The organism is Kitasatospora sp. NBC_01266 (assembly GCF_036242395.1).
Taxonomy (GTDB): Bacteria; Actinomycetota; Actinomycetes; order Streptomycetales; family Streptomycetaceae; genus Kitasatospora.
On record NZ_CP108458.1, the window covers coordinates 2,801,223 to 2,819,917 of the forward strand.

The following is an 18,695-nucleotide window of genomic DNA, read 5'->3' on the forward strand; positions in this document are numbered from 1 at the left end:
CCCGGTGAGCACTCCCGCCGCCGTGCTGGGCCACCGGCTGGCCGACGTCCTGCACGGGGTCGGCAGCACCGTCGACCGCGACGCCGAGGTGCCGCCCCGGCTGATCGACGAACTGGCCCGCAGCGGCGCGCTGGCCGCCATGGTGCCGGCGGAGTACGGCGGCCGACCGCTGGGCTTCGCCGAGTACGGACGGCTCTGCGCGCTGGTGGCGGCCGAGTCCGCGGCCCTGCAGAGCCTGCTGACCGTGCACGGCATGGTCTGCCTGAGCATCGCCCGCTGGGCCGGGGCGGACGCCCGGGCGCGCTTCCTGCCCCGGCTCGCCGCCGGCGAACTGCTCGGCGCGTTCGCGCTCAGCGAGGAGGAGGCCGGCAGCGACATGCGGGCCATCCGGACCACCGCCACCGCCGGCCCGACCGCAGCCGCCGGCCGACTGGTCAACGGGCAGAAGAAGTGGATCAGTTTCGGCACCGCGGCCGGCCTCTTCCTGGTCTTCGCCAAGGCCGAGGACGGCGAGCTGGCCCTGCTGGTCGAGCGCGACGCGCCCGGCGTCCAGGTCCGGCCCGCCCCGCGCACCGCCGGCTTTCGCGGCGGCATGCTCGGCGAACTCACCCTGACGGACTGCCTGGTGCCGCCCGAGTCGATCCTGGGCCGCCCCGGCACCGGGCTGAGCCGGATCGCGCTGGGCGCACTCACGCTCGGCCGGCTCTGCGTGGCCTTCGGCTCGCTCGGCCTGGCCCGCAGCGCCTGCGACGCCGCGCTCGAACACAGCGGCCGGCGCCGCCAGTTCGGGGTGCAACTGCGCGAACACCAGCTGGTGGCCGGGCTGCTGGCCGACGCGGTGGCGGCCACCGAGTCCGCCGAACTGCTCTGCGAACGGGCCGCCGCCGCCCTGGACGCCGACGACGAATGGAGCCAGTTCCACGTGCTGCTGGCCAAGTTGACCGCCTCCCGGGCCGCCTCCGGGGCGGCCGGCACGGCCGCCCAGCTGCACGGCGCCGCCGGCCTGGTCGAAGGCAGCCCGGTGGAACGCTACGTCCGCGACGCGCGGGTGATGGAAGTCATCGAGGGCAACACCCAGTTGATCCAGCAGCTGATCTCGGCCCAGGCCGTGGCCCGTCAGCGCGCGACCCGAGCCCAGGAGCCCCGCCATGCCCGGTGACCAGATCAAGTGCGTGGTGTGGGATCTCGACAACACGCTGTGGGACGGCGTCCTGCTGGAGAACGACACGCTGAGCCTGCGCCCCGGGGTCCGCGAGCTGATCGAGGAGCTGGACCGGCGCGGCGTGCTGCTCTCGGTCGCCAGCAAGAACGAGCCGCAGCGGGCCCTGGCCAAGCTCGCCGAGTTCGGCCTCCAGGAGTACTTCCTGTATCCGGAGATCTCCTGGCAGCCCAAGTCCGGGATGCTGCGCGAGATCGCCGGCCGGCTCAACATCGGCCTGGACAGCCTGCTCTTCGTCGACGACTCGCCCTTCGAACGGGCCGAGGTGGCGGACGCCGTGCCGCAGGTCCGCTGCCTGGACGCCGCCGACCTCGACCAGCTGCCCCGGCATCCCGCGCTCCCCGAGTCGGTCAGCGCCGAGGCCGGCCAGCGGCGCCGGCTGTACCGCGAGGCCCAGTCCCGCCAGTCGTACGAGGAGTCCTACGCGGGCCCCCGGGTGACGTTCCTGCGCTCGCTGGAGATGAAGCTCCAGCTGGCCCCGGCCACGCCCGACGACCTGCTGCGGGCCGCCGAGTTGACCCAGCGCACCCACCAACTCAACACCACCGGGCTGACCTTCTCGGTCGAGGAGCTGTCGGCGCTGCGCACCGACCCCTCGCAGGAACTGCTGGTCGCCAGGCTGACCGACCGGTTCGGCGACCTGGGGACCATCGGACTCGTGCTGCTGGGCCGGCAGGGCGGCGAGTCGCGGATCCGGCTCTTCCTGATGTCCTGCCGGGTGATGGGCCGCAACATCGGCGGCGCGATCCTCACCCACCTGGCCCGGTCGGCCGATGCCCGCGGCGAGCCGCTCACCGCGGACTTCCTGCCCACCGAGGTGAACCGCCCGATGTACCTGGTCTACCGGCTGGCCGGCTTCCAGGAGACGACCGAGGGTGCCGACCCCGTCCGCCGGCTGCGCCTGGCCCCCGGCACCGGCCGCGACTACCCGGACTACCTCCAGCTCGACCTCGCCCAACTCGCCTGACCGCTGAGCAGTTTCCCCCTTACCTGCCACATCTCGACGAACGGAGTACCACCATGCAGGCCTTCACCGACCGCTGGGTCGACGGGTTCAGCCAGCTCTACGACAACGACGACCTCGCCAAGATCTCCTGGGTCACCACCTCGGTCAGCCCGGCGCTGCAGGAGCTCGTCATCAACGGCACCCTCGCGCCCGGCTCCCGCGTGGTGGACCTCGCCTGCGGGCCGGGCGTGCACGCCATCTTCCTGGCCAAGCACGGCATGCGGGTGACCGGGATCGACCGCTCCACCACCGCGCTGGCCAAGGCCCGCGAACTGGCCGGCTTCTACGCCGCCGAGGTCGACTTCCTCGAGGGCGACATCCTCGACACACCGCTGCCGGACGGCTGCGCCGACGTCGTGCACGACTCCTTCGTCTTCCACAACGTCCGCCCCGAGGCCCGCGAGGCCTACCTGGACGAGGCCGCGCGGCTGCTGGCGCCCGGTGGACTGATGGTCATCGTCGGCTTCTCCGACCGGATGTCCCCCGGCTCCGGCCCGATCCGGCTGACCTCCGACGACCTGCTCGAGCACGCCCTGCCCCGGTTCCGCGTCGAGGAGCTGCGCCGGTTCCGCAACCTGCCCACCGCGAAGCGCCCCGACCAGTGGCACTGGCTGGCCGTGCTCCGCCGCCGCTGACCCCAGCACCGCCGCCCGCCCCCGCCCGCACCGCTCTCTCTGATCAGGACTCCCCCATGGTGAACTCGATGGCGAACTCGTTGATGCGCTTCAAGGACCGGACGGTCCTGGTGACGGGCGGTGGGCGCGGCATCGGCCGGGCCGTCGCGCTCGCCTTCGCCGAAGAGGGCGCCCGGGTGGCGGTGCTGAGCCGCACCACCGACCAGGTCGACGCGGTGGCCGACGAGCTGCGCCAGACCGGCTCCGACGCGCTCGCCGTCACCTGTGACGTCGCCGACCCCGACGCCGTGCACCGCGCCGTCGGCGAGGTGGAGCGCGGGTTCGGCGCGATCGACGTCCTGGTCAACGCCGCCGGCATCTTCGCCATGGGCCCGACCGAGGACTTCCCCACCGCCTCCTCCCGCGCCCTGTTCGACACCAACGTGCTGGGCACGTTGGAGATGTGTCGGGCCGTCAGCACCGGCATGCTCCGCCGCGGCGAGGGCCGCATCATCAACTTCGCCTCGCTGCTCTCCTTCACCGCCTTCCCCGGCCGGGCCGGCTACGCGGCGAGCAAGGGCGCGGTCCTCCAACTGACCCGCTCGCTGGGCATCGAGTGGGCCGCCCAGGGCATCCGCGTCAACGCCGTGGCCCCCGGCATGATCAAGATCGAGACCCCGCACCCCGCCGTCCAGGCCGGCACCCTCGACGAGGACGCCATCGTCCGCCGCATCCCCGCGGGCCGCCGCGGCCGTCCCGCCGACATCACCGGCCCGGTCCGCTTCCTGGCCTCCGCCGAGGCCGAGTACATCACCGGCCAGACCCTGGTGGTCGACGGCGGCTGGCTGAGCTACGGCTACCTGTAGCGCCGCCCGCGGCACCCGGACTCGCGTGCTGTCGGGTCCGGGTGCCGCGCGGGAACCAGGGGTTCCCGGGCCACAGGTGTGGGCCCAACGGGCCAAGACCACCTGAGCACCCGCGGCCCCGACCACCGCGATAAACCATCTGGGCTAACCCGAGTGGCCCAGCACCCGCGTCTCTCGGAGCATCGCACGTATGGACGTGTACGAAATGCGCGCCGAACACGAGGCCGGGGACCCCAAGGCCAGAATCCTGCACTGGCACATGGTCAGGGACCACAGCAGCCAGGCCATGTGCGGTCGCGAGATCACCCCCGATGCCGCAGCGCAGTCCCCGGACGCCTGGGGATCGCCGGCCGCGCAGCCCTTCTGCCACTCCTGCGGGGCCGCCTACCTGCGGCAGGTACCGCAGACCACCGGCCGGCCGCCGTGACAGGCCTGAGCGCACCGCTCCGCGCAGGTCGCCACCACGCAGGTGATCGACCGGTTCGGCCCCCAGCACGCGACGAGCCCCCGCCACGAGGCGGGGGCTCGTTCCGTGTGCCGCCGGTCCAGCCGGCTGCCCTGCCCGCGCCTCACCCCACCGGGGCCGCCGCCATCTGCCGGCGCAGGCTGAGCGGCCGCATGTCCGTCCAGACGCGGTCGATGTGGTCCAGGCACGCCTGGCGCGGGCCCCTGGTGCCCTCCTGGCGCCAGCCGGCGGGCAATTCGCGGTCGGCGCGCCAGATGGAGTACTGCTCCTCGTCGTTGAGGACGACGAGGTGCTCGGGTTCCTGAACGGTGCTCATGCGATGGGCTCCTCCCCTGCGGGATCGGTGGATGGTCGCCGGGCGACGGGTCCAGCTTGGCCGGGGGCGGACCGGGGCGGACAGGGGCGAACACGCGGACGCCGTCGCGGTCGTGACTGCCGGTTCTTCTCTGTCGGCGCGGCGCGCGGGTCGGCAGGGTGCTGACAGGCCGAGAACCGGTCTGCCGGTCGGACTGGGCGAACCAGCCGCCCGACCCTCGCCGCACCTGGAAGGAGTCCCACCATGTCGTCGGACGCCCCCGAGAACGTACTGCTGCCCGGCGGGAGGTGGCGGCTGTGGGAGCACTTCGCGCTGCGCGGCCCGGGTTTCCCGGCCGAGGGGGTGCTGCGGATGGCCCCGGCGGGGCTGGCCGAGGCCGCGGACAAGTTCGGGCCCGCGGACACCCTGGCCGGCCCGGACTGGCAGGCGTTCACCGCCGCCCTGGACGAGGCCGCCGTCGCGACCGCGCGGCGGCTCCAGGAGATCGCCGCCGAGCCGCGCTTCCGGGCCGCCGTGGCCTGGCAGAACGCGGCCGTGCTGCGCACCGGCATCGCGCCGTTCCTGAACTGGACGCCGACCGCCGCCGGGCGCACCAGCATGCCGCGCCAGCGTGAGGAGTTGGTCGCCCACTACTGGCAGCGCTTCTGCGTCAAGAACGACACCATCGGCTTCTTCGGCCCGGTCGGCTGGGGGCGCTGGGACCTGTCGACCCGCGGCATCGAGGTCGCCCCCGGGCAGCCCGGCAGCGGCTTCCTGGCCGCCTCGCACGTCTACTTCGCCAGCTGGGGGATCGACGCGCTGGCCAAGTCGCTGGGCGAGGACCCGGAGTTGCTGCTCTGGATGCCGCCGTACCGGGTCTCCTTCATCCGGGTGGTCGACGGGACGGTCCGGGTGCCGGGACGGCCGCCGCAGCAGATCGCCGAGCTGGACCGCCGGGTGCTGCTGCACTGCGACGGTGTGCGCACGGCCGCCGTGATCGCCGCGGAACTGGGCGAGGAGAGCGGCGAGGTGGTCGAGGCGGTGCGCCGGCTGGCCCGCCGGCGCTGGGTGCGCTGGCAGGTGGACGTGCCCGCGAGCACCTATCCGGAGCAGGCGCTGCGCGCCGTGCTGGAGCGGGTCGGTGACGCCGGGCCGCGCGAGCGCGCGCTGGCGCGGCTCCAGGTGCTGGAGCGCGGCCGGGACGCCGTGGCGGCGGCCGGGATGGACGCGCAGGCGCTGACCGCCGCCGTGGCGCGGCTGGAGGCGGACTTCGCGGAACTGACCGCGACCGAGGCGCAGCGCGCCAAGGGCGAGCGGACGGCGCCCTGCCGCAGCCTCGTCTACAGCGACTCGCGCCGGGCCGCCACCGCCACCCTGGGCACCGCGGTGCTGGACGAACTGGGCCCGCTGGAGCTGTGCCTGACCGCGGCGCGCTGGATGACCAACCGCTTCGCCGAGCTGATGGAGGGCCGGATCCGCGAGGCCTGGCAGCGGCTGCGGGAGCGCAACGGCGGCGGCACGGTCGACCTGGGGGCGCTGTGGCTGGAGTGCCTGCCCTCCCCGCACCCGATGGCCAAGGCCGACATCATCGCCGTGCAGGCCGAGTTGTGCGCCAAGTGGGCCCGGATCCTGCAGGTACCCGAGGGCGTGCGCCGGGTGCGGCTGCGCACGGCGGACCTGGCCGCGCGGGTGGCCGAGGAGTTCGGCGAGCCGGGGGCCGGCTGGTCGCTGGCCCGCTACTTCAGCCCGGACCTGCTGGTGCTGGCCGAGAACGCCGAAGCGGTCGCCCGGGGCGACTTCGAGCTGGTGCTCGGCGAGATGCACTGCGCGCTCAACACCATGGGCGCCTCGCTCTTCGTGCACCAGCACCAGGACCGGGCGGAGCTGATCGACGAGACCTCGCGCGACTTCCCCGCACCGCGGCTGCTGCCGATGCTGGCCAAGGAGCTGCCGATCAAGTGGTCGGCACGCAGCCGCCCGTCACTGGACCGCCCGCAGGACTACGTGGTCGCGCTGATCGACCAGACCGGCGATCCGCACCGGCCGCGCACCGTGCTGGGCGCGGACGTCGAGGTGGCCGAGGGCGCGGACGGGCGCCTGGAGGTGGTGCTGCCGGACGGCGCGCGCTTCCCGGTGCTGGACGCCTACGCCAACACGCTGACCCAGAAGGTGATGGACCGGTTCACCATCCGCCCCGAGGGCGACCACACTCCCCGGATCACCGTGGGCAAGATGGTGGTGGCCCGGGAGACCTGGCAGATCCCGGTCGGCGAACTGGCCTTCGCCGAGGAGAAGACCGAGGCCGGCCGGTTCGTCCGGGCCCGGCACTGGCAGCGCGAGCGGGAGCTGCCGCGCTTCGCCTTCGTGGTCTCACCGACCGAGCCGCGCCCGTTCTACGTGGACTTCGACAGCCCCGTCTACGTCACCATCCTGGCGAAGGCCGCCCGCCGGCTGGCCCGCAAGGACCCGCAGGCGCGGCTGAAGATCAGCGAGATGCTGCCCACGCCCGAGCAGGCCTGGCTGACCGACGACGAGGGCAGCGTCTACACCAGCGAGTTGCGGCTGGTGGCCGTGGACCGCAGTGCCGTCCCCGGCGGGGTGGCGTGATGCGCACCTTCGTGGACGAGATCGCGGCCCACGCGGCCGCCGACCCGCGACGGGTGGCGCTCACCGGCCCGGCCGGGGAGCTGAGTTACGGCGAGCTCGCGGCCCGGATCGAGCAGGTGGCGGGTCGGCTGCGGGCGGCGGGGGCCGGGCCGGAGCGGGTCTGCGCGGTGGCGGTGGAGCGCGGCCCGGACGCGGTGGTGGCGATGGCCGCCGTGGTCCGCTCCGGGGCGGCGTTCCTGACCCTCGACGTCGAGCAGCCGCCCGCGCGGCTGGCCGCGCTGGTGCGCAGCGGCGGCGCCGACCTGCTGCTGGCGGCCGACCCGGAGCTGGTGGCCAGGCTGGCGCTGCCGGTGCCGGGAAAACCACTGCTGCTCGATGAATCACCGTCATACGGTGGCGACATGACGCCTTCTCAGGATCTTGACCGGCCAAGTCCCGGTACGCTCGCGTACGTCAGCCACACCTCCGGCACCACCGGCGAGCCCAGTGCGGTGCTGATCGAGCACCGGGGTCTGGACAACTATCTGCGCTTCGTCGCCCGCGACTTCGGCCTGGGGCCGCACACCGTGGCGCTGCAGGTCGCGCCGCTGGGCTACGACGCCTCGATCCGCGACACCTTCGCACCGCTGCTGGCCGGCGGCCGCCTGGTGCTGCTGCCGCGCGGGGACGTGCTGCGCCCGGAGTCCCTGGGGGCGGCGCTGCGGCGGCACGGCGTCAACACCCTGCTGAGCGTGACCCCGTCGTTCCTCTCGCATCTGGCCGGCCGGCCGGACGCCGGTGAACTGCTGGGCGGCGTACGGCTGGTGGTCTCCAGCGGCGAGTCGCTGCGGCCGTTCCTGACGGCCGGCGGACGCCGGCTGCTGCCCGGCACGCTGGTCAACCAGTACGGGCCGACCGAGTGCACGATGACCTCCACCCGCCAGGTGGTGGCCGCCGAGCCGGACACCGGGCACGACCTGGTCGGCAGCGCGATCGACGGCGTCGCCGTGCGACTGCTGGACGCCGACCTGGCGCCGGTCGCCGAGGGCGAGGTCGGCGAGGTGTGCATCGGCGGCAGCGGCGTCGCCCGCGGCTACCGGGGCCGCCCCGGGCGCACCGCCGCGTGCTTCGTGCCGGACCCGCTTGGCCCGCCCGGGGCCCGGCTGTACCGGACCGGGGACCTGGCCCGGCTGGGTCCGCAGGGCCTGCGCTACCTGGGCCGCGGCGACCGCCAGATCAAGATCCGCGGCTACCGGGTGGACCCGGCCGAGGTCGAGGGCGCGCTGCTGACCCACCAGGAGGTGACCGGGGCCGTGGTCACCGCCGAGTCGGACGCGCAGGGCAGGGTCTTCCTGACCGCGCACGTCACCGGCGCCCTGGACGGCACCCCGGACCCGGCGCTCCGCGCCCACCTGGCCCGCACCCTGCCGCCGCACCTGATGCCGCGCCGCTTCGTGCGGCTGGCCGAACTGCCCACCACGCGCGGCGGCAAGACCGACCGCACCGCGCTCGCGCAGGCGGGAGCCGCCCGATGACCCCGTCAGCACCGCTGGCCACCGCCGCCGGCCCCGACCTGCTCGGACCCGCCGAAGTGGACCGCGCCGCCGAGCGGCTGGCTGGCCGGATCCGCCGCACACCTGTCCTGCCGTTCCGGCCCGGCCTGCGCCTCAAGGCCGAACACCTCCAGCACAGCGGCTCGTTCAAGCTGCGCGGCGCCGCGAACGCGGTGCTGGCGCTGGGTGCGCGCAGCATCGTCACCGGCTCCTCCGGCAACCACGGCATCGCGCTGGCCCGGCTGGCCGGTGAGCTCGGCATCGAGCTGACCGTGGTGCTGGCCGGCGGCGCCAGCCCCGACAAGGCCGCGCTGATCCGGGCGTTGGGCGCCCGGACCGTGGCCGTGGCCGGCGGGGTGGCCGAACGCGAGCTGCGGGCCGCCGAGTTGGCCCGGACGACCGGCGCCGTGCTGATCCCCTCCTCCGACCACGCGCTGGTGGTCGCCGGGCAGGGCACGGTCGGACGGGAGATCCTGGCCGACGCACCGGACACCGAGGCGATCTACGTCCCGGTGGGCGGCGGCGGGCTGCTGGCCGGAGTCTGCCTGGCCGCCTGGGACCGGCCGGTCCGGGTGATCGGCGTGGAACCGGCCGGCACCCCGCGCTACGCCCGCTCGCTGGCGGCCGGCCACCCGCTGCGGCTGCCGGCCTGCGACACCGTCGCCGACGGGCTGCGCGGCCAGCAGCCGGGCACGGTGACCTACCCGATCGTCCGGGACCGGGTCGACGAACTGGTCACGGTCACCGACGCCGAGGTCCTCGCCGCCGCCGTCCTACTGGGCCGACAGGGCGTCGAGGCCGAACCGAGCGGCGCCGTCGCGCTGGCCGGAGCGCTGCGCAGCGGCGGCCCGGAGCGCGCGGTGGCCGTCGTCTCCGGCGGCAACACCCCGGCGGCGCTGCGCGCCGCAGCGGCCCGGCACCAGCTGTTCTCCCCCAACTCCCTTCCCTCCCCCTCCCTCTCGTCTCCCGAGGAGCAGTCACGATGACCACCACCACCTTCACCGGCACCAGCACCGTCGACCTGATCGTCTCCGTCTACCAGGACGCCCTGGGCAGCGCCGACCTCGACGGGCAGAGCGACTTCTTCGAGTACGGCGGGGACTCGCTCACCGCGTTCCAGATCACCAGCCGCCTCCAGGAGGCGCTGGGCGTCGAGATCCCGGTCGCCCTGGTGTTCGCCTACCCGTGCCCCGCCGAGCTGGCAGACGTGGTCGAAGCAGACCTCGCTCAGGCCTGACAGAGTCAAGGAGACGTGAGGTGACCAACTTCCCTGAGCCCGACGGCCGCTGGCGGCTGTGGGAGCAGTTCGCACTGCGCGGGCCGGGCTTCCCGGCCGACGGGGTGCTCCGCCTGGCCCCGGCCGGACTGGCCGGGGCGGCCGACAAGTTCGGCGCCGCCGACCCGCTGTCCGGCCCCGACTGGGCGGCCTTCGCCGAGGCTTTCGACGAGGCCGCCGTGGCCACCGCGCACGAGTTGCAGGACATCGCCCGCACCCCCGCCTTCCGGGAGGCCGTGGCCTGGCAGAACCGGCCGGTGCTCGACTCCGGCATCAAGCCCTTCCTCGCCTGGACGCCGACCGCCGCCGGCCGCACCAGCATGCCGCGCCAGCGCGAGGAGCTGGTCGCCCACTACTGGCAGCGCTTCTGCGTCAAGAACGACACCATCGGCTTCTTCGGCCCGGTCGGCTGGGGACGCTTCGACGACCGGGTGGCGACGGGCGTGCGGGTCGACCCGGGTGCGGGGCTGGTGGCGGCGACCGAACTGTACTTCGCCGGCTGGGCGGTGGACGCGCTCGCCGCGACGATCGCCGCCGATCCGGCCGCCCGGGACTGGGTCGCCCCGCGCCGGGTGCCCTTCGTGCGGCCGTCCGGCGAGCAGGTGATCGTGCCCGGCCGCCCGCCGCAGCCGGCGGGGGCGGAGCTGGTGGCCGTGCTGGCCCGCTGCGACGGCGTGCGCACCGCCCGCGCCCTGGCCGAGCAGCTGCCGGGCACGGACGTTGCGGCCGCGCTGGACGAACTGGTGCGCCGCCGCTGGGCGGTGTGGCGCCTGGAGGTCCCGGCCGCCACCCGGCCCGAGCGCTGGCTGCGCGGCTGGCTGGACGGCGTCGGCGACCCCGAGCTGCGCGAACGCGGCCTGCGCGGGCTCGACCTGCTGGAGCGCGGCCGCGAGCGGGTCCGCCAGGCGGACGGCGCGCAGGCGGTGGTCGCCGCGATGGCCGAGCTGGAGCGGGAGTTCGTCGAACTGACGCAGACCGCCGCGGTGCGGGACAAGTCCGCCGCGACGGCGCCGTGCCGGGCGCTGGTCTACTCCGACTGCCGGCGCGCCGCGACCGCGCGGCTCGGTCCGGGCGTCGGCGAGGTGCTCGCCGCCGACCTGGCACCGCTGCTGACGGCCGCCACCTGGCTGACCGCCGAGCTGGCGGCGGAGGTGCTGGAGCGGGCCAAGGAGGTGTACGCCGAGCTCGCCGAGCGGGGGCCGGTGGACCTGGCCGCCTTCTGGTTCGCCTGCATGCCGATCCTGCACGGCGACGCCCGGCAGACCGCGCGGCGGCTGCAGCAGGAGTTCCAGGCCCACTGGCAGGCGATCCTCGCCCCGGAGCCCGGGGTCCGCCGGATCCGGCGCGACCTGGCGCAGGTGGCCGCCGCCGTCGCCGAGCGGTTCGCCGCCACCGGCCCCGGCTGGACCGCCGCGCGCTACCTCAGCCCGGACGTCATGATCGCCGCCGAGGGGGTCGAGGCCATCGAACGCGGCGAGTTCCAACTCGTCCTCGGCGAGCTCCACCTGGCCTCCAACACGCTCGGCGCCTCGCTCTTCGTGCACCAGCACGCCGACCCGGGCGAGCTGGCGGCGCTGACCGACCGCGATCACCCCGGCCCGCGCCTGCTGCCGCTGCTGCCCAAGGAGCACCGCTCCCGGCTGTCGGCCCGGGTCAAGTACGCGCTGCGCCGCCCCGAGGACTACCAGGTCGCGCTGGCCGACCAGACCGGCGACCCGGCCGACCCGCGCACCGTGCTCAGCGCGGACGTGGCCGTGGTCGAGCGCGGCGGCGAGCTGCGCGTGGTGCTGCCGGACGGGGCCGAGTTCCCGGCCGTGGACGTCTTCGCGCATGTGCTCACCACGCTCGCGATGGACCTCTTCCAGGTCCTGCCCGAGGCCGAACACACCCCGCGGGTGACCGTGGACCGCCTGGTGGTCGCCCGCGAGACCTGGCGCCCGCCGGCGGCGGAGCTGGACTTCGCCGACGAGAAGGACGAGCGGCGGCGCTTCGTGCGGGCCCGGCAGTGGCGCGAGCAACAGGGCCTGCCCCGCTTCGTGTTCGTCGTCTCGCCGACCGAGTCGCGGCCCTTCTACGTCGACTTCGACAGTCCGGTGTACGTCACCGTTCTCGCGAAGGCGATGCGGCGGCTGGCGCGCAAGGACCCGCACGCCCGGGTCCAGTTCACCGAGATGCTGCCGACCCCGGAGCAGAGCTGGCTGACCGACGACCAGGGCCGCTCCTACACCGCCGAGCTGCGCTTCGTCGCGGTGGCCGAGGGGGGTGTCGCCTAACGTTCGCAGAACTCCACCAAGCCGTGTTTTCGGTGCGGCGGGCTGGTCCGGGTACTCCGGCCGGCCCGCCGCATTCGGCGTTGCGGGGGTCGCGCGCGCAGGCCGCGCTGCGCACGGCGCTGCGTCTTCTTCCCTACTGGGCCCACCGGCCAGGCGGCAGTCTTCAGGAAACACCGCTTGGAGGCCACCGTGACCGCAACACCAGCCGTCCCCGAGGGGGCGCGCCACGCCGACCGCCCACAGACCGCGTCCTTCGCGCAGCGTCGGCTCTGGTTCCTCGACCAACTCGCCAAGGACGCCTCGGGCTCCCTGCTGCCGCTGGCCCTGCGGCTGCGGGGCCCGCTCGACACCGAGGCCCTGGAGCGCGCGCTGGCCCAGATCGCCGACCGCCACGAGGTGCTGCGCACCCGCTTCACCGCCGTCGGCGGCGAGCCGGTGCCGCAGCTGGACCCGGTGGGCAGCAGCGTGCTGGAGCGGGTGGCGGCGACCGGTGTCGCCGAGCTCTTCGCCGAGCAGCTGGCCCGGCCGCTGGACCTGGCCACCGAGCGCCCGATGCGCGCGGTGCTGGCCGAGCTCGCCGAGGACGACCACCTGCTGCTGGTGACGATCCACCACATCGCGGTCGACGGCTGGTCCTGGGACGTGCTGATGCGCGAACTGGCGGCGGGCTACCAGGGCGACGCGGTCGCCACCCCGGCCCTGCAGTACGCCGAGGCCGCCGCCGCGCAGGCCGAGCGGCTGAGCGGCCCGCGGCTGGAGAAGCTGATCGGCTACTGGCGCGAGCGCCTGGACGGCGTGACCCCGCTGGCCCTGCCGACCGACCGGCCGCGCCCGCGGTTCTGGGACGGCGCCGGCGACGTGGTCCGCTTCCGGCTCCCGGCCGAGCTGGTCGCCGAGGTCGACACGCTGGCCCGTCGGCACCGCGCCACCCGCTACATGCTGCTGCTCGCCGTCTACCAGGCGCTGCTGGGCCACTGGTCGCAGCGCACCGACGTGGCCGTCTGCTCCACCCTCGCCGACCGGGGCAGCCCGCGGGTGGCCGACCTGATCGGCCCGTTCGTCAACACCGTGGTGCTGCGCGCCGACCTCGCCGGCGGTCCCGGCTTCGGCGCGCTGCTGGACCGGGTGCGCGACGGCGTGCTGCAGGACCTGTCCCGTTGCGAGGCGCCGTTCGACACCGTGGTGCGGGCGGTCGGCGGCGAGCGCGACCTGTCCCGGCACCCGCTGGCGCAGGCCTCCTTCACCCTGCTCAACGCCGCCCACCAGGAGCCGCGGCTGCCGGGCCTGGCGGTCGAGCTGGTGCCGCCCCCGCTCGGCGGGACCGCGCTCGACGTCTTCCTCGACCTCAACCTCTGCCCGGACGGCGCCATCGCGGCCCGGCTGCAGTACGCCACCGCGCTGTTCGACGCCGCGACGATGGAGCGTTTCGGCGCCGCCTACGTCGAGTTGCTGCGGGCCGTGCTGGCCGACCCCCGGACACCGGTGCGCGAGCTGGCGGCCAAGCTGGAGCCGCTGTCGGGCACCGCGCCGGGCACCGACGCCGCCACCGCCGTGCGCGAGTGGAGCCACGCGGTGGACCGCCCCACCGGCGAGCCGGCCCCCGTCGCGGTGGCCGGCCCGGCCGAGGCCCTGGCCCTGGTCTGCGGCGACCGCTCGGTGAGCTACGGCGAGTTGGACGGCCTGACCGGCGGCCTGGCCAACGCCCTGCGGCAGGCGGGGGTCGGCGTCGGCACCCCGGTCGGCGTGCTGGTGCGGCGCGGCGTCTGGTCGGTGGCCGCGATGGCCGCCGCCTGGCGGGCCGGCGGCGTCTACGTGCCGCTCGACGCCGACCTGCCCGCGCAGCGGCTGGCCTTCATGGTGCGGGAGGCGGGCCTGGCCGCCCTGGTCGCCGATGCCCGCACCGCCTTCCTCGCCGAGGAGTTGGCGGCGGACGCGCACCTCGCGGTGGTCCGGGTGGAGAGCGTCGTGCCGGACCGCGACGCACCGCAGCACACCCCGCACCCGGCCGAGTTGGCCCACGTCATCTTCACCTCCGGCTCCACCGGCCGGCCCAAGGCCGTCGGGGTCGAGCACCGCGCGCTCGCCGCGCACGTGGCCGCCGCCCGGGAGCGGTTCGGCATCACCGCCGAGGACCGGGTGCTGGCCTTCTCCTCCTTCTCCTTCGACGCCTCGCTCGACCAGCTGCTGCCCGCCCTGGGCTGCGGCGCCCGGGTGGTGATCCGCCCCGACGAACCGTGGCTGCCGACCCAGGTGACCGAGGCCGTCGCCCGGCACGGCCTGACCGTGGTCAACCTCCCGCCGACCTTCTGGACCGAGCTGGCCTTCAGCCTCGACCGCCGCGCCGCCGCCGCACTGGCCGACCTGCGGCTGCTGATCCTGGGCGGCGAGGCCGTGCCGGCCGGGGCGCTGACCGCCTGGCGGCAGGCCGCGCCGTGGGTGCGGGTCTGCAACGCCTACGGCCCGACCGAGACCACCGTCACCGCGACCACCTTCGACGCGATCGACCCGGCCGGTGCGACGGATACCGCTGGCACGGCTGACACGGCCGGCACGGCCGACGGCCGGATACCGATCGGCCGCCCGCTGGGCCTGCGCCGCGTCTACGTGGTGGACGCGCACGACGAGCCGGTACCGGTCGGCGTGCCCGGCGAACTGCTGATCGGCGGACCGGAGGTGGCCCGCGGCTACCTCGGCCGGCCGGCGCTGACCGCCGAGCGCTTCGTCCCCGACCCCTTCGCCGCCGACGGGTCCCGCCTCTACCGCACCGGTGACCTGGTCCAGTGGCTGCCCGGCGGCAGCCTGGAGTTCCTGGGACGCCGCGACGACCAGGTGAAGATCCGCGGCTTCCGGATCGAACTGGGCGAGGTCGAGGCCGTGCTGCGGTCCGCCCCGCACGTCATGGCCGCCGCCGTGCGGCCCGACGCGGCCACCGGGCAGAGCCTGGGCGGCTACGTGGTCGGCGAGGGCGTGGACACCGCCGGGCTGCGCGCCTGGTGCGCCGAGCGGCTGCCGCAGTACGCCGTGCCCGCGGACTTCCTGCTGCTGGACGCGCTGCCGGTGACCGCCTCCGGCAAGCTGGACCGCAACGCGCTGCCGGACCTGCGCCCGGACCGCACCGCCGGCGGCGCCGAGTACGCCGCCCCGCGCACCGACGAGGAGCGGATCATCGCCTCGATCTGGGCCGACGTCCTGGGCGTGGAGCGGATCGGCATCGACGACAGCTTCTTCGACCTGGGCGGCCACTCGCTGCTGGCGACCATGGCCGTCTCCCGGGTCGCCGAGCGCCTGGGCCGCGAGGTCGAGCTGCGGGTGCTCTTCGAGAACCCGCGGATCCGCGAGTACGGCCCGCTGGTGGCCGCCGCCCGCCGGTCGGCCGGCGCGCAGGTGGTCCCGGTGGACCGCTCGGGCCCGCTGCCGCTCTCCTTCGCCCAGGAGCGGCTCTGGTTCCTGGACCGGACCTCCGACGTCGGCGACGAGTACGTGCTCTGGTTCTCCTGGCGCCTGGGCGGCCGGCTCGACCGGGCGGCCTGGCAGGCGGCGCTGGACGAGATGACGGTCCGTCACGAAGTGCTGAGAACCGCCCTGTTGGAGGTGGACGGCCGACCCGTGCAGCAGGTCTGCGACCCGGTGCCGGTGCCGCTGGAGTGGTGCCAGGCCCCGGCGGGCGCGGACGAGGCCGAGCGGCTGGCGGCGGTGCGCCGGCAGGCCGCCGCGCTGGCCACCCGCCGCTTCGACCTGGCCCGCCCGCCGATGCTGCGGGCCGGGGTCTGGCAGCTGGGGCCCGAGGACCAGGTGGCCGTCGTCGTCTTCCACCACGTCGCCACCGACGGCTGGTCCAAGGACGTCTTCCTGCGGGAGCTGACCGAGCTCTACCGAGCCAGGCTCACCGGCCGCCGGGCGGTGCTGGCGCCGCTGCCGGTGCAGTACGGGGACTACGCCGTCTGGCAGCGCGACCGAGCGGAAAGCGGCGCGCTGGACGCGCAGTTGGACTACTGGACCGAGGCGCTCGCCGACCTGCCGACGCTGGAGCTGCCAACCGACCGCCCGCGCCGGGCCGGCTGGTCGGGCCGGGGCGGCGCGGTGGAACTGACCCTACCCACCGAGCTGGGCGCCCGCCTGGACGCCTTCGCCCGCGAGCGCGGCGCGACCCGCTTCATGGTCCTGCTCGCCGTCACCCACGCGGTGCTGGCCCGCTGGTCCGGCCAGCAGGACGTCGCCGTCGGCACCCCGGTGACCGGTCGCGGCCGGTCCGAACTGGACCGGCTGGTCGGCTTCTTCGTCAACACCGTGGTGCTGCGCGCCGACCTGTCCGGGGAGCCCAGCTTCACCGAACTGCTCGACCAGGTCCGCGCCCGGGTGCTGGACGCCTTCGACCACCAGGAAGTGCCGTTCGAGCGCGTGGTGGAGAGGCTGCGGCCCGAACGCGACCTGTCGCGCAACCCGCTCTTCCAGGTCATGGTCGACGTGCAGGAGTCGGCGACCGGCGGCCCCGGCATCGAGGGCCTGGCGGCCAGCGACTTCACCCTCCCGTGGGGCTCGGCCAAGTTCGACCTGACCGCCGCCTTCCTGCTCTACCCGCACCGCTTCGCGCTCAACGTGGAGTACGCCGCCGACCTCTTCGACCCCGACACCGCGCTGCGCTTCGCCGTGCACGTCGGCCGGGTGCTGGAGGCCGTCCTGGCGGATCCGGACGCCGCCGTGGGCCGGATCGGCCTGCTCTCGGCCGAGGAGCACGGCGAACTGCTCGCCGCCGCAGGCGCGGACGCGGCCGACGCGCCGCCGTTCGCGGTGGCCGGCGCGCCGGACGCGCTCGCGCTGGTCTGCGAGGACGAACGGCTGAGCTACGCCGAACTGGACGCGCTGACCGGCGGCTTGGCCCAGGCCATGGTCGAGGCCGGCGTCACGGCCGGGACTCCGGTGGGGGTCTGCGTGCGGCGCGGCACCTGGTCGGTGGCGGCGATGACCGCCGTCTGGCGCGCGGGCGGCGTGTACGTGCCGCTCGACGTCCAACTGCCCACCGAGCGCCTGCGCTACATGCTCACCGAGGCCGCCGTGCGGCTGGTCCTCGCCGACGACGCGACGGCCCCCGCGCTGGCCGGTCTCCAGGTGCCGCTGCTGCGGGTGGAGACGGCGGCGCCGAACGCGGCCGGGCCGCGGCACCGACCCGCCCCGGACGACCTCGCATACACCATCTTCACCTCCGGCTCGACCGGCCGGCCCAAGGCCGTCGGCGTGGAGCACCACGCGCTCGCCGCGCACCTGGCCGCCGCCCGCGAGCTGTTCCGACTCACGCCCGAGGACCGGGTGCTGACCTTCGCCTCGCTCTCCTTCGACGCCTCGCTGGAGCAGATCCTGCCCGCGCTCAGCATCGGCGCCCGGGTGGTGATCCGGCCGGACGAGGTCTGGTCGGTGGAGGAACTGGCCGCCCGGGTGCGCGCCGAGGGCGTCACCGTGATGGAGCTGACCCCGTCGTACTGGGAGGAGGTGGTCGCCCGCCTGGAGGTGGTCGGCCCGGACCTGGCCTCGCTGCGACTGCTGGTCACCGGCGGCGAGGTGCTGCCCTCTGAGCCGCTCACGGCCTGGTTCCGGCAGCTGCCGCAGGTGCCGGTGGTCAACACCTACGGCCCCACCGAGACCGTCATCTCGGCCACCGCGCACGAGATCGACGGCCCGCTCCGGGGCCGGGTCCCGATCGGCCGCCCGCTGGGCTCGCGCCGCGCCTACGTCGCGGACGCCCACGGCGCCCTCGTCCCGGTCGGCATTCCCGGCGAACTGCTGGTCGGTGGACCCGAGTTGGCCCGCGGCTATCTCGGCCGCACGGCGCTGACCGCCGAGCGCTTCCTGCCCGACCCGTTCGGCACCGGCGGCGGCCGGGTCTACCGCACCGGCGATCTGGTGCGCCGACTCCCCAGCGGCGAGCTGGAGTTCGTCGGGCGCAGCGACAGCCAGGTGAAGATCCGCGGCTTCCGGGTGGAGCCCGGCGAGGCCGAGGTGGTGCTGCGCCGGCACCCGGGGGTGCACGCCGCCGCCGTGCTGGTGCGCGAACTGCGCGGTGAGCCGGCGCTGGTCGGCTACGTGGCCGGCGGCGGGCTCTCCAGCGACCAACTGGCCGCCCACTGCCGGGCCGAACTGCCCGGCTACCTGGTCCCGTCGGTCTTCGTGCTGCTGGACCAGCTGCCGCTGACCGTGCAGGGCAAGCTGGACGTGGCCGCCCTGCCCGAGCCCGAACCGCCGGCGCCGCTGGAGTTCGTGGCCCCCGGCACGCCCACCGAGACCGTGATCGCCCAGATCTGGGCGGAGGTCCTGGGGGTGGCCAGGGTCGGCGTCCACGACGACTTCTTCGCCCTGGGCGGGCACTCGCTGCGCGCCGTCGCCGCGGCCTCCCGGCTGCGGGCCGCCTTCGACTGCCCGGTCCAGGTCCGCGACCTCTTCGAACACCCGACCGTCGAGCTGCTGGCCGCCGAGGTCGAACGGCAGCTCGTGGAACTGATCTCCGCGATGAGCGAGGACGAGATCGACCTGTCCCTGACGGTGGACTGAC

The 18,695-nt window shown here is 75.0% G+C and carries 12 protein-coding genes; 11 read left to right on the forward strand and 1 reads right to left on the reverse strand.

From position 1 onward, the window contains the following. Positions 1-4 precede the first annotated feature (4 nt). The 5 genes from OG403_RS11880 (at position 5) to OG403_RS11900 (ending at position 4,132) form a co-directional block, all read left to right on the forward strand. On the forward strand, positions 5-1,159 hold the full coding sequence (locus OG403_RS11880; RefSeq protein WP_329563901.1) for an acyl-CoA dehydrogenase family protein: 1,155 nt from the start codon (positions 5-7) through the stop codon (positions 1,157-1,159). Beyond that, positions 1,149-2,186 (forward strand): HAD-IIIC family phosphatase, encoded by a 1,038-nt coding sequence (locus tag OG403_RS11885; protein ID WP_329563903.1) that lies wholly within the window; start codon positions 1,149-1,151, stop codon positions 2,184-2,186. Before OG403_RS11880 ends, OG403_RS11885 begins: the two co-directional genes overlap by 11 nt. A 53-nt stretch (positions 2,187-2,239) precedes the next feature. Next, positions 2,240-2,860, forward strand: a complete 621-nt coding sequence (locus tag OG403_RS11890; protein WP_329563905.1) for a class I SAM-dependent methyltransferase — start codon at positions 2,240-2,242, stop codon at positions 2,858-2,860. A gap of 68 nt (positions 2,861-2,928) precedes the next feature. Next, positions 2,929-3,705, forward strand: a complete 777-nt coding sequence (locus OG403_RS11895; protein ID WP_329563907.1) for an SDR family NAD(P)-dependent oxidoreductase — start codon at positions 2,929-2,931, stop codon at positions 3,703-3,705. Positions 3,706-3,895: 190 nt separating this feature from the next. Then, positions 3,896-4,132, forward strand: a complete 237-nt coding sequence (locus OG403_RS11900; protein ID WP_329563909.1) for a hypothetical protein — start codon at positions 3,896-3,898, stop codon at positions 4,130-4,132. A gap of 142 nt (positions 4,133-4,274) precedes the next feature. On the opposite strand, the gene OG403_RS11905 is transcribed toward OG403_RS11900, so the two are convergent. After that, positions 4,275-4,487 carry an MbtH family protein gene (locus OG403_RS11905; protein ID WP_329563911.1) on the reverse strand — a complete coding sequence of 71 codons (213 nt, stop codon included), beginning with the start codon at positions 4,485-4,487 and terminating at the stop codon, positions 4,275-4,277. A 243-nt stretch (positions 4,488-4,730) separates the two neighbouring features. Between OG403_RS11905 and OG403_RS11910 the strand changes: the two genes are divergently transcribed. From OG403_RS11910 to OG403_RS11935, 6 genes are all read left to right on the forward strand, one after another. Beyond that, positions 4,731-7,073, forward strand: a complete 2,343-nt coding sequence (locus OG403_RS11910) for a lantibiotic dehydratase (protein WP_329563913.1) — start codon at positions 4,731-4,733, stop codon at positions 7,071-7,073. Continuing rightward, positions 7,073-8,587 (forward strand): amino acid adenylation domain-containing protein, encoded by a 1,515-nt coding sequence (locus OG403_RS11915; RefSeq protein ID WP_329563914.1) that lies wholly within the window; start codon positions 7,073-7,075, stop codon positions 8,585-8,587. The genes OG403_RS11910 and OG403_RS11915 overlap by 1 nt, the downstream gene beginning before the upstream one ends. After that, positions 8,584-9,591 carry a threonine ammonia-lyase gene (locus OG403_RS11920; RefSeq protein ID WP_329563915.1) on the forward strand — a complete coding sequence of 336 codons (1,008 nt, stop codon included), beginning with the start codon at positions 8,584-8,586 and terminating at the stop codon, positions 9,589-9,591. The genes OG403_RS11915 and OG403_RS11920 overlap by 4 nt, the downstream gene beginning before the upstream one ends. Then, entirely contained in the window at positions 9,588-9,842 is a 255-nt protein-coding gene (locus tag OG403_RS11925) for an acyl carrier protein (RefSeq protein WP_329563917.1), read from the forward strand. The genes OG403_RS11920 and OG403_RS11925 overlap by 4 nt, the downstream gene beginning before the upstream one ends. 20 nt (positions 9,843-9,862) lie before the next feature. Beyond that, entirely contained in the window at positions 9,863-12,154 is a 2,292-nt protein-coding gene (locus OG403_RS11930; protein ID WP_329563919.1) for a lantibiotic dehydratase, read from the forward strand. Between the two features lie 189 nt (positions 12,155-12,343). After that, positions 12,344-18,694 carry a non-ribosomal peptide synthetase gene (locus tag OG403_RS11935; RefSeq protein ID WP_329563920.1) on the forward strand — a complete coding sequence of 2,117 codons (6,351 nt, stop codon included), beginning with the start codon at positions 12,344-12,346 and terminating at the stop codon, positions 18,692-18,694. The last annotated feature ends 1 nt before the right edge of the window (position 18,695 follow it).

Excerpts from the sequence above, each read along its gene's own strand:
- OG403_RS11900 (WP_329563909.1), top strand. The coding sequence starts at position 3,896 with ATGGACGTGTACGAAATGCGCGCCGAACACGAGGCCGGGGACCCCAAG.
- OG403_RS11915 (WP_329563914.1), top strand. The coding sequence starts at position 7,073 with ATGCGCACCTTCGTGGACGAGATCGCGGCCCACGCGGCCGCCGACCCG.
- OG403_RS11890 (WP_329563905.1), top strand. The coding sequence starts at position 2,240 with ATGCAGGCCTTCACCGACCGCTGGGTCGACGGGTTCAGCCAGCTCTAC.
- OG403_RS11885 (WP_329563903.1), top strand. The coding sequence starts at position 1,149 with ATGCCCGGTGACCAGATCAAGTGCGTGGTGTGGGATCTCGACAACACG.
- OG403_RS11905 (WP_329563911.1), bottom strand. The coding sequence starts at position 4,487 with ATGAGCACCGTTCAGGAACCCGAGCACCTCGTCGTCCTCAACGACGAG.
- OG403_RS11895 (WP_329563907.1), top strand. The coding sequence starts at position 2,929 with ATGGCGAACTCGTTGATGCGCTTCAAGGACCGGACGGTCCTGGTGACG.
- OG403_RS11920 (WP_329563915.1), top strand. The coding sequence starts at position 8,584 with ATGACCCCGTCAGCACCGCTGGCCACCGCCGCCGGCCCCGACCTGCTC.
- OG403_RS11925 (WP_329563917.1), top strand. The coding sequence starts at position 9,588 with ATGACCACCACCACCTTCACCGGCACCAGCACCGTCGACCTGATCGTC.
- OG403_RS11910 (WP_329563913.1), top strand. The coding sequence starts at position 4,731 with ATGTCGTCGGACGCCCCCGAGAACGTACTGCTGCCCGGCGGGAGGTGG.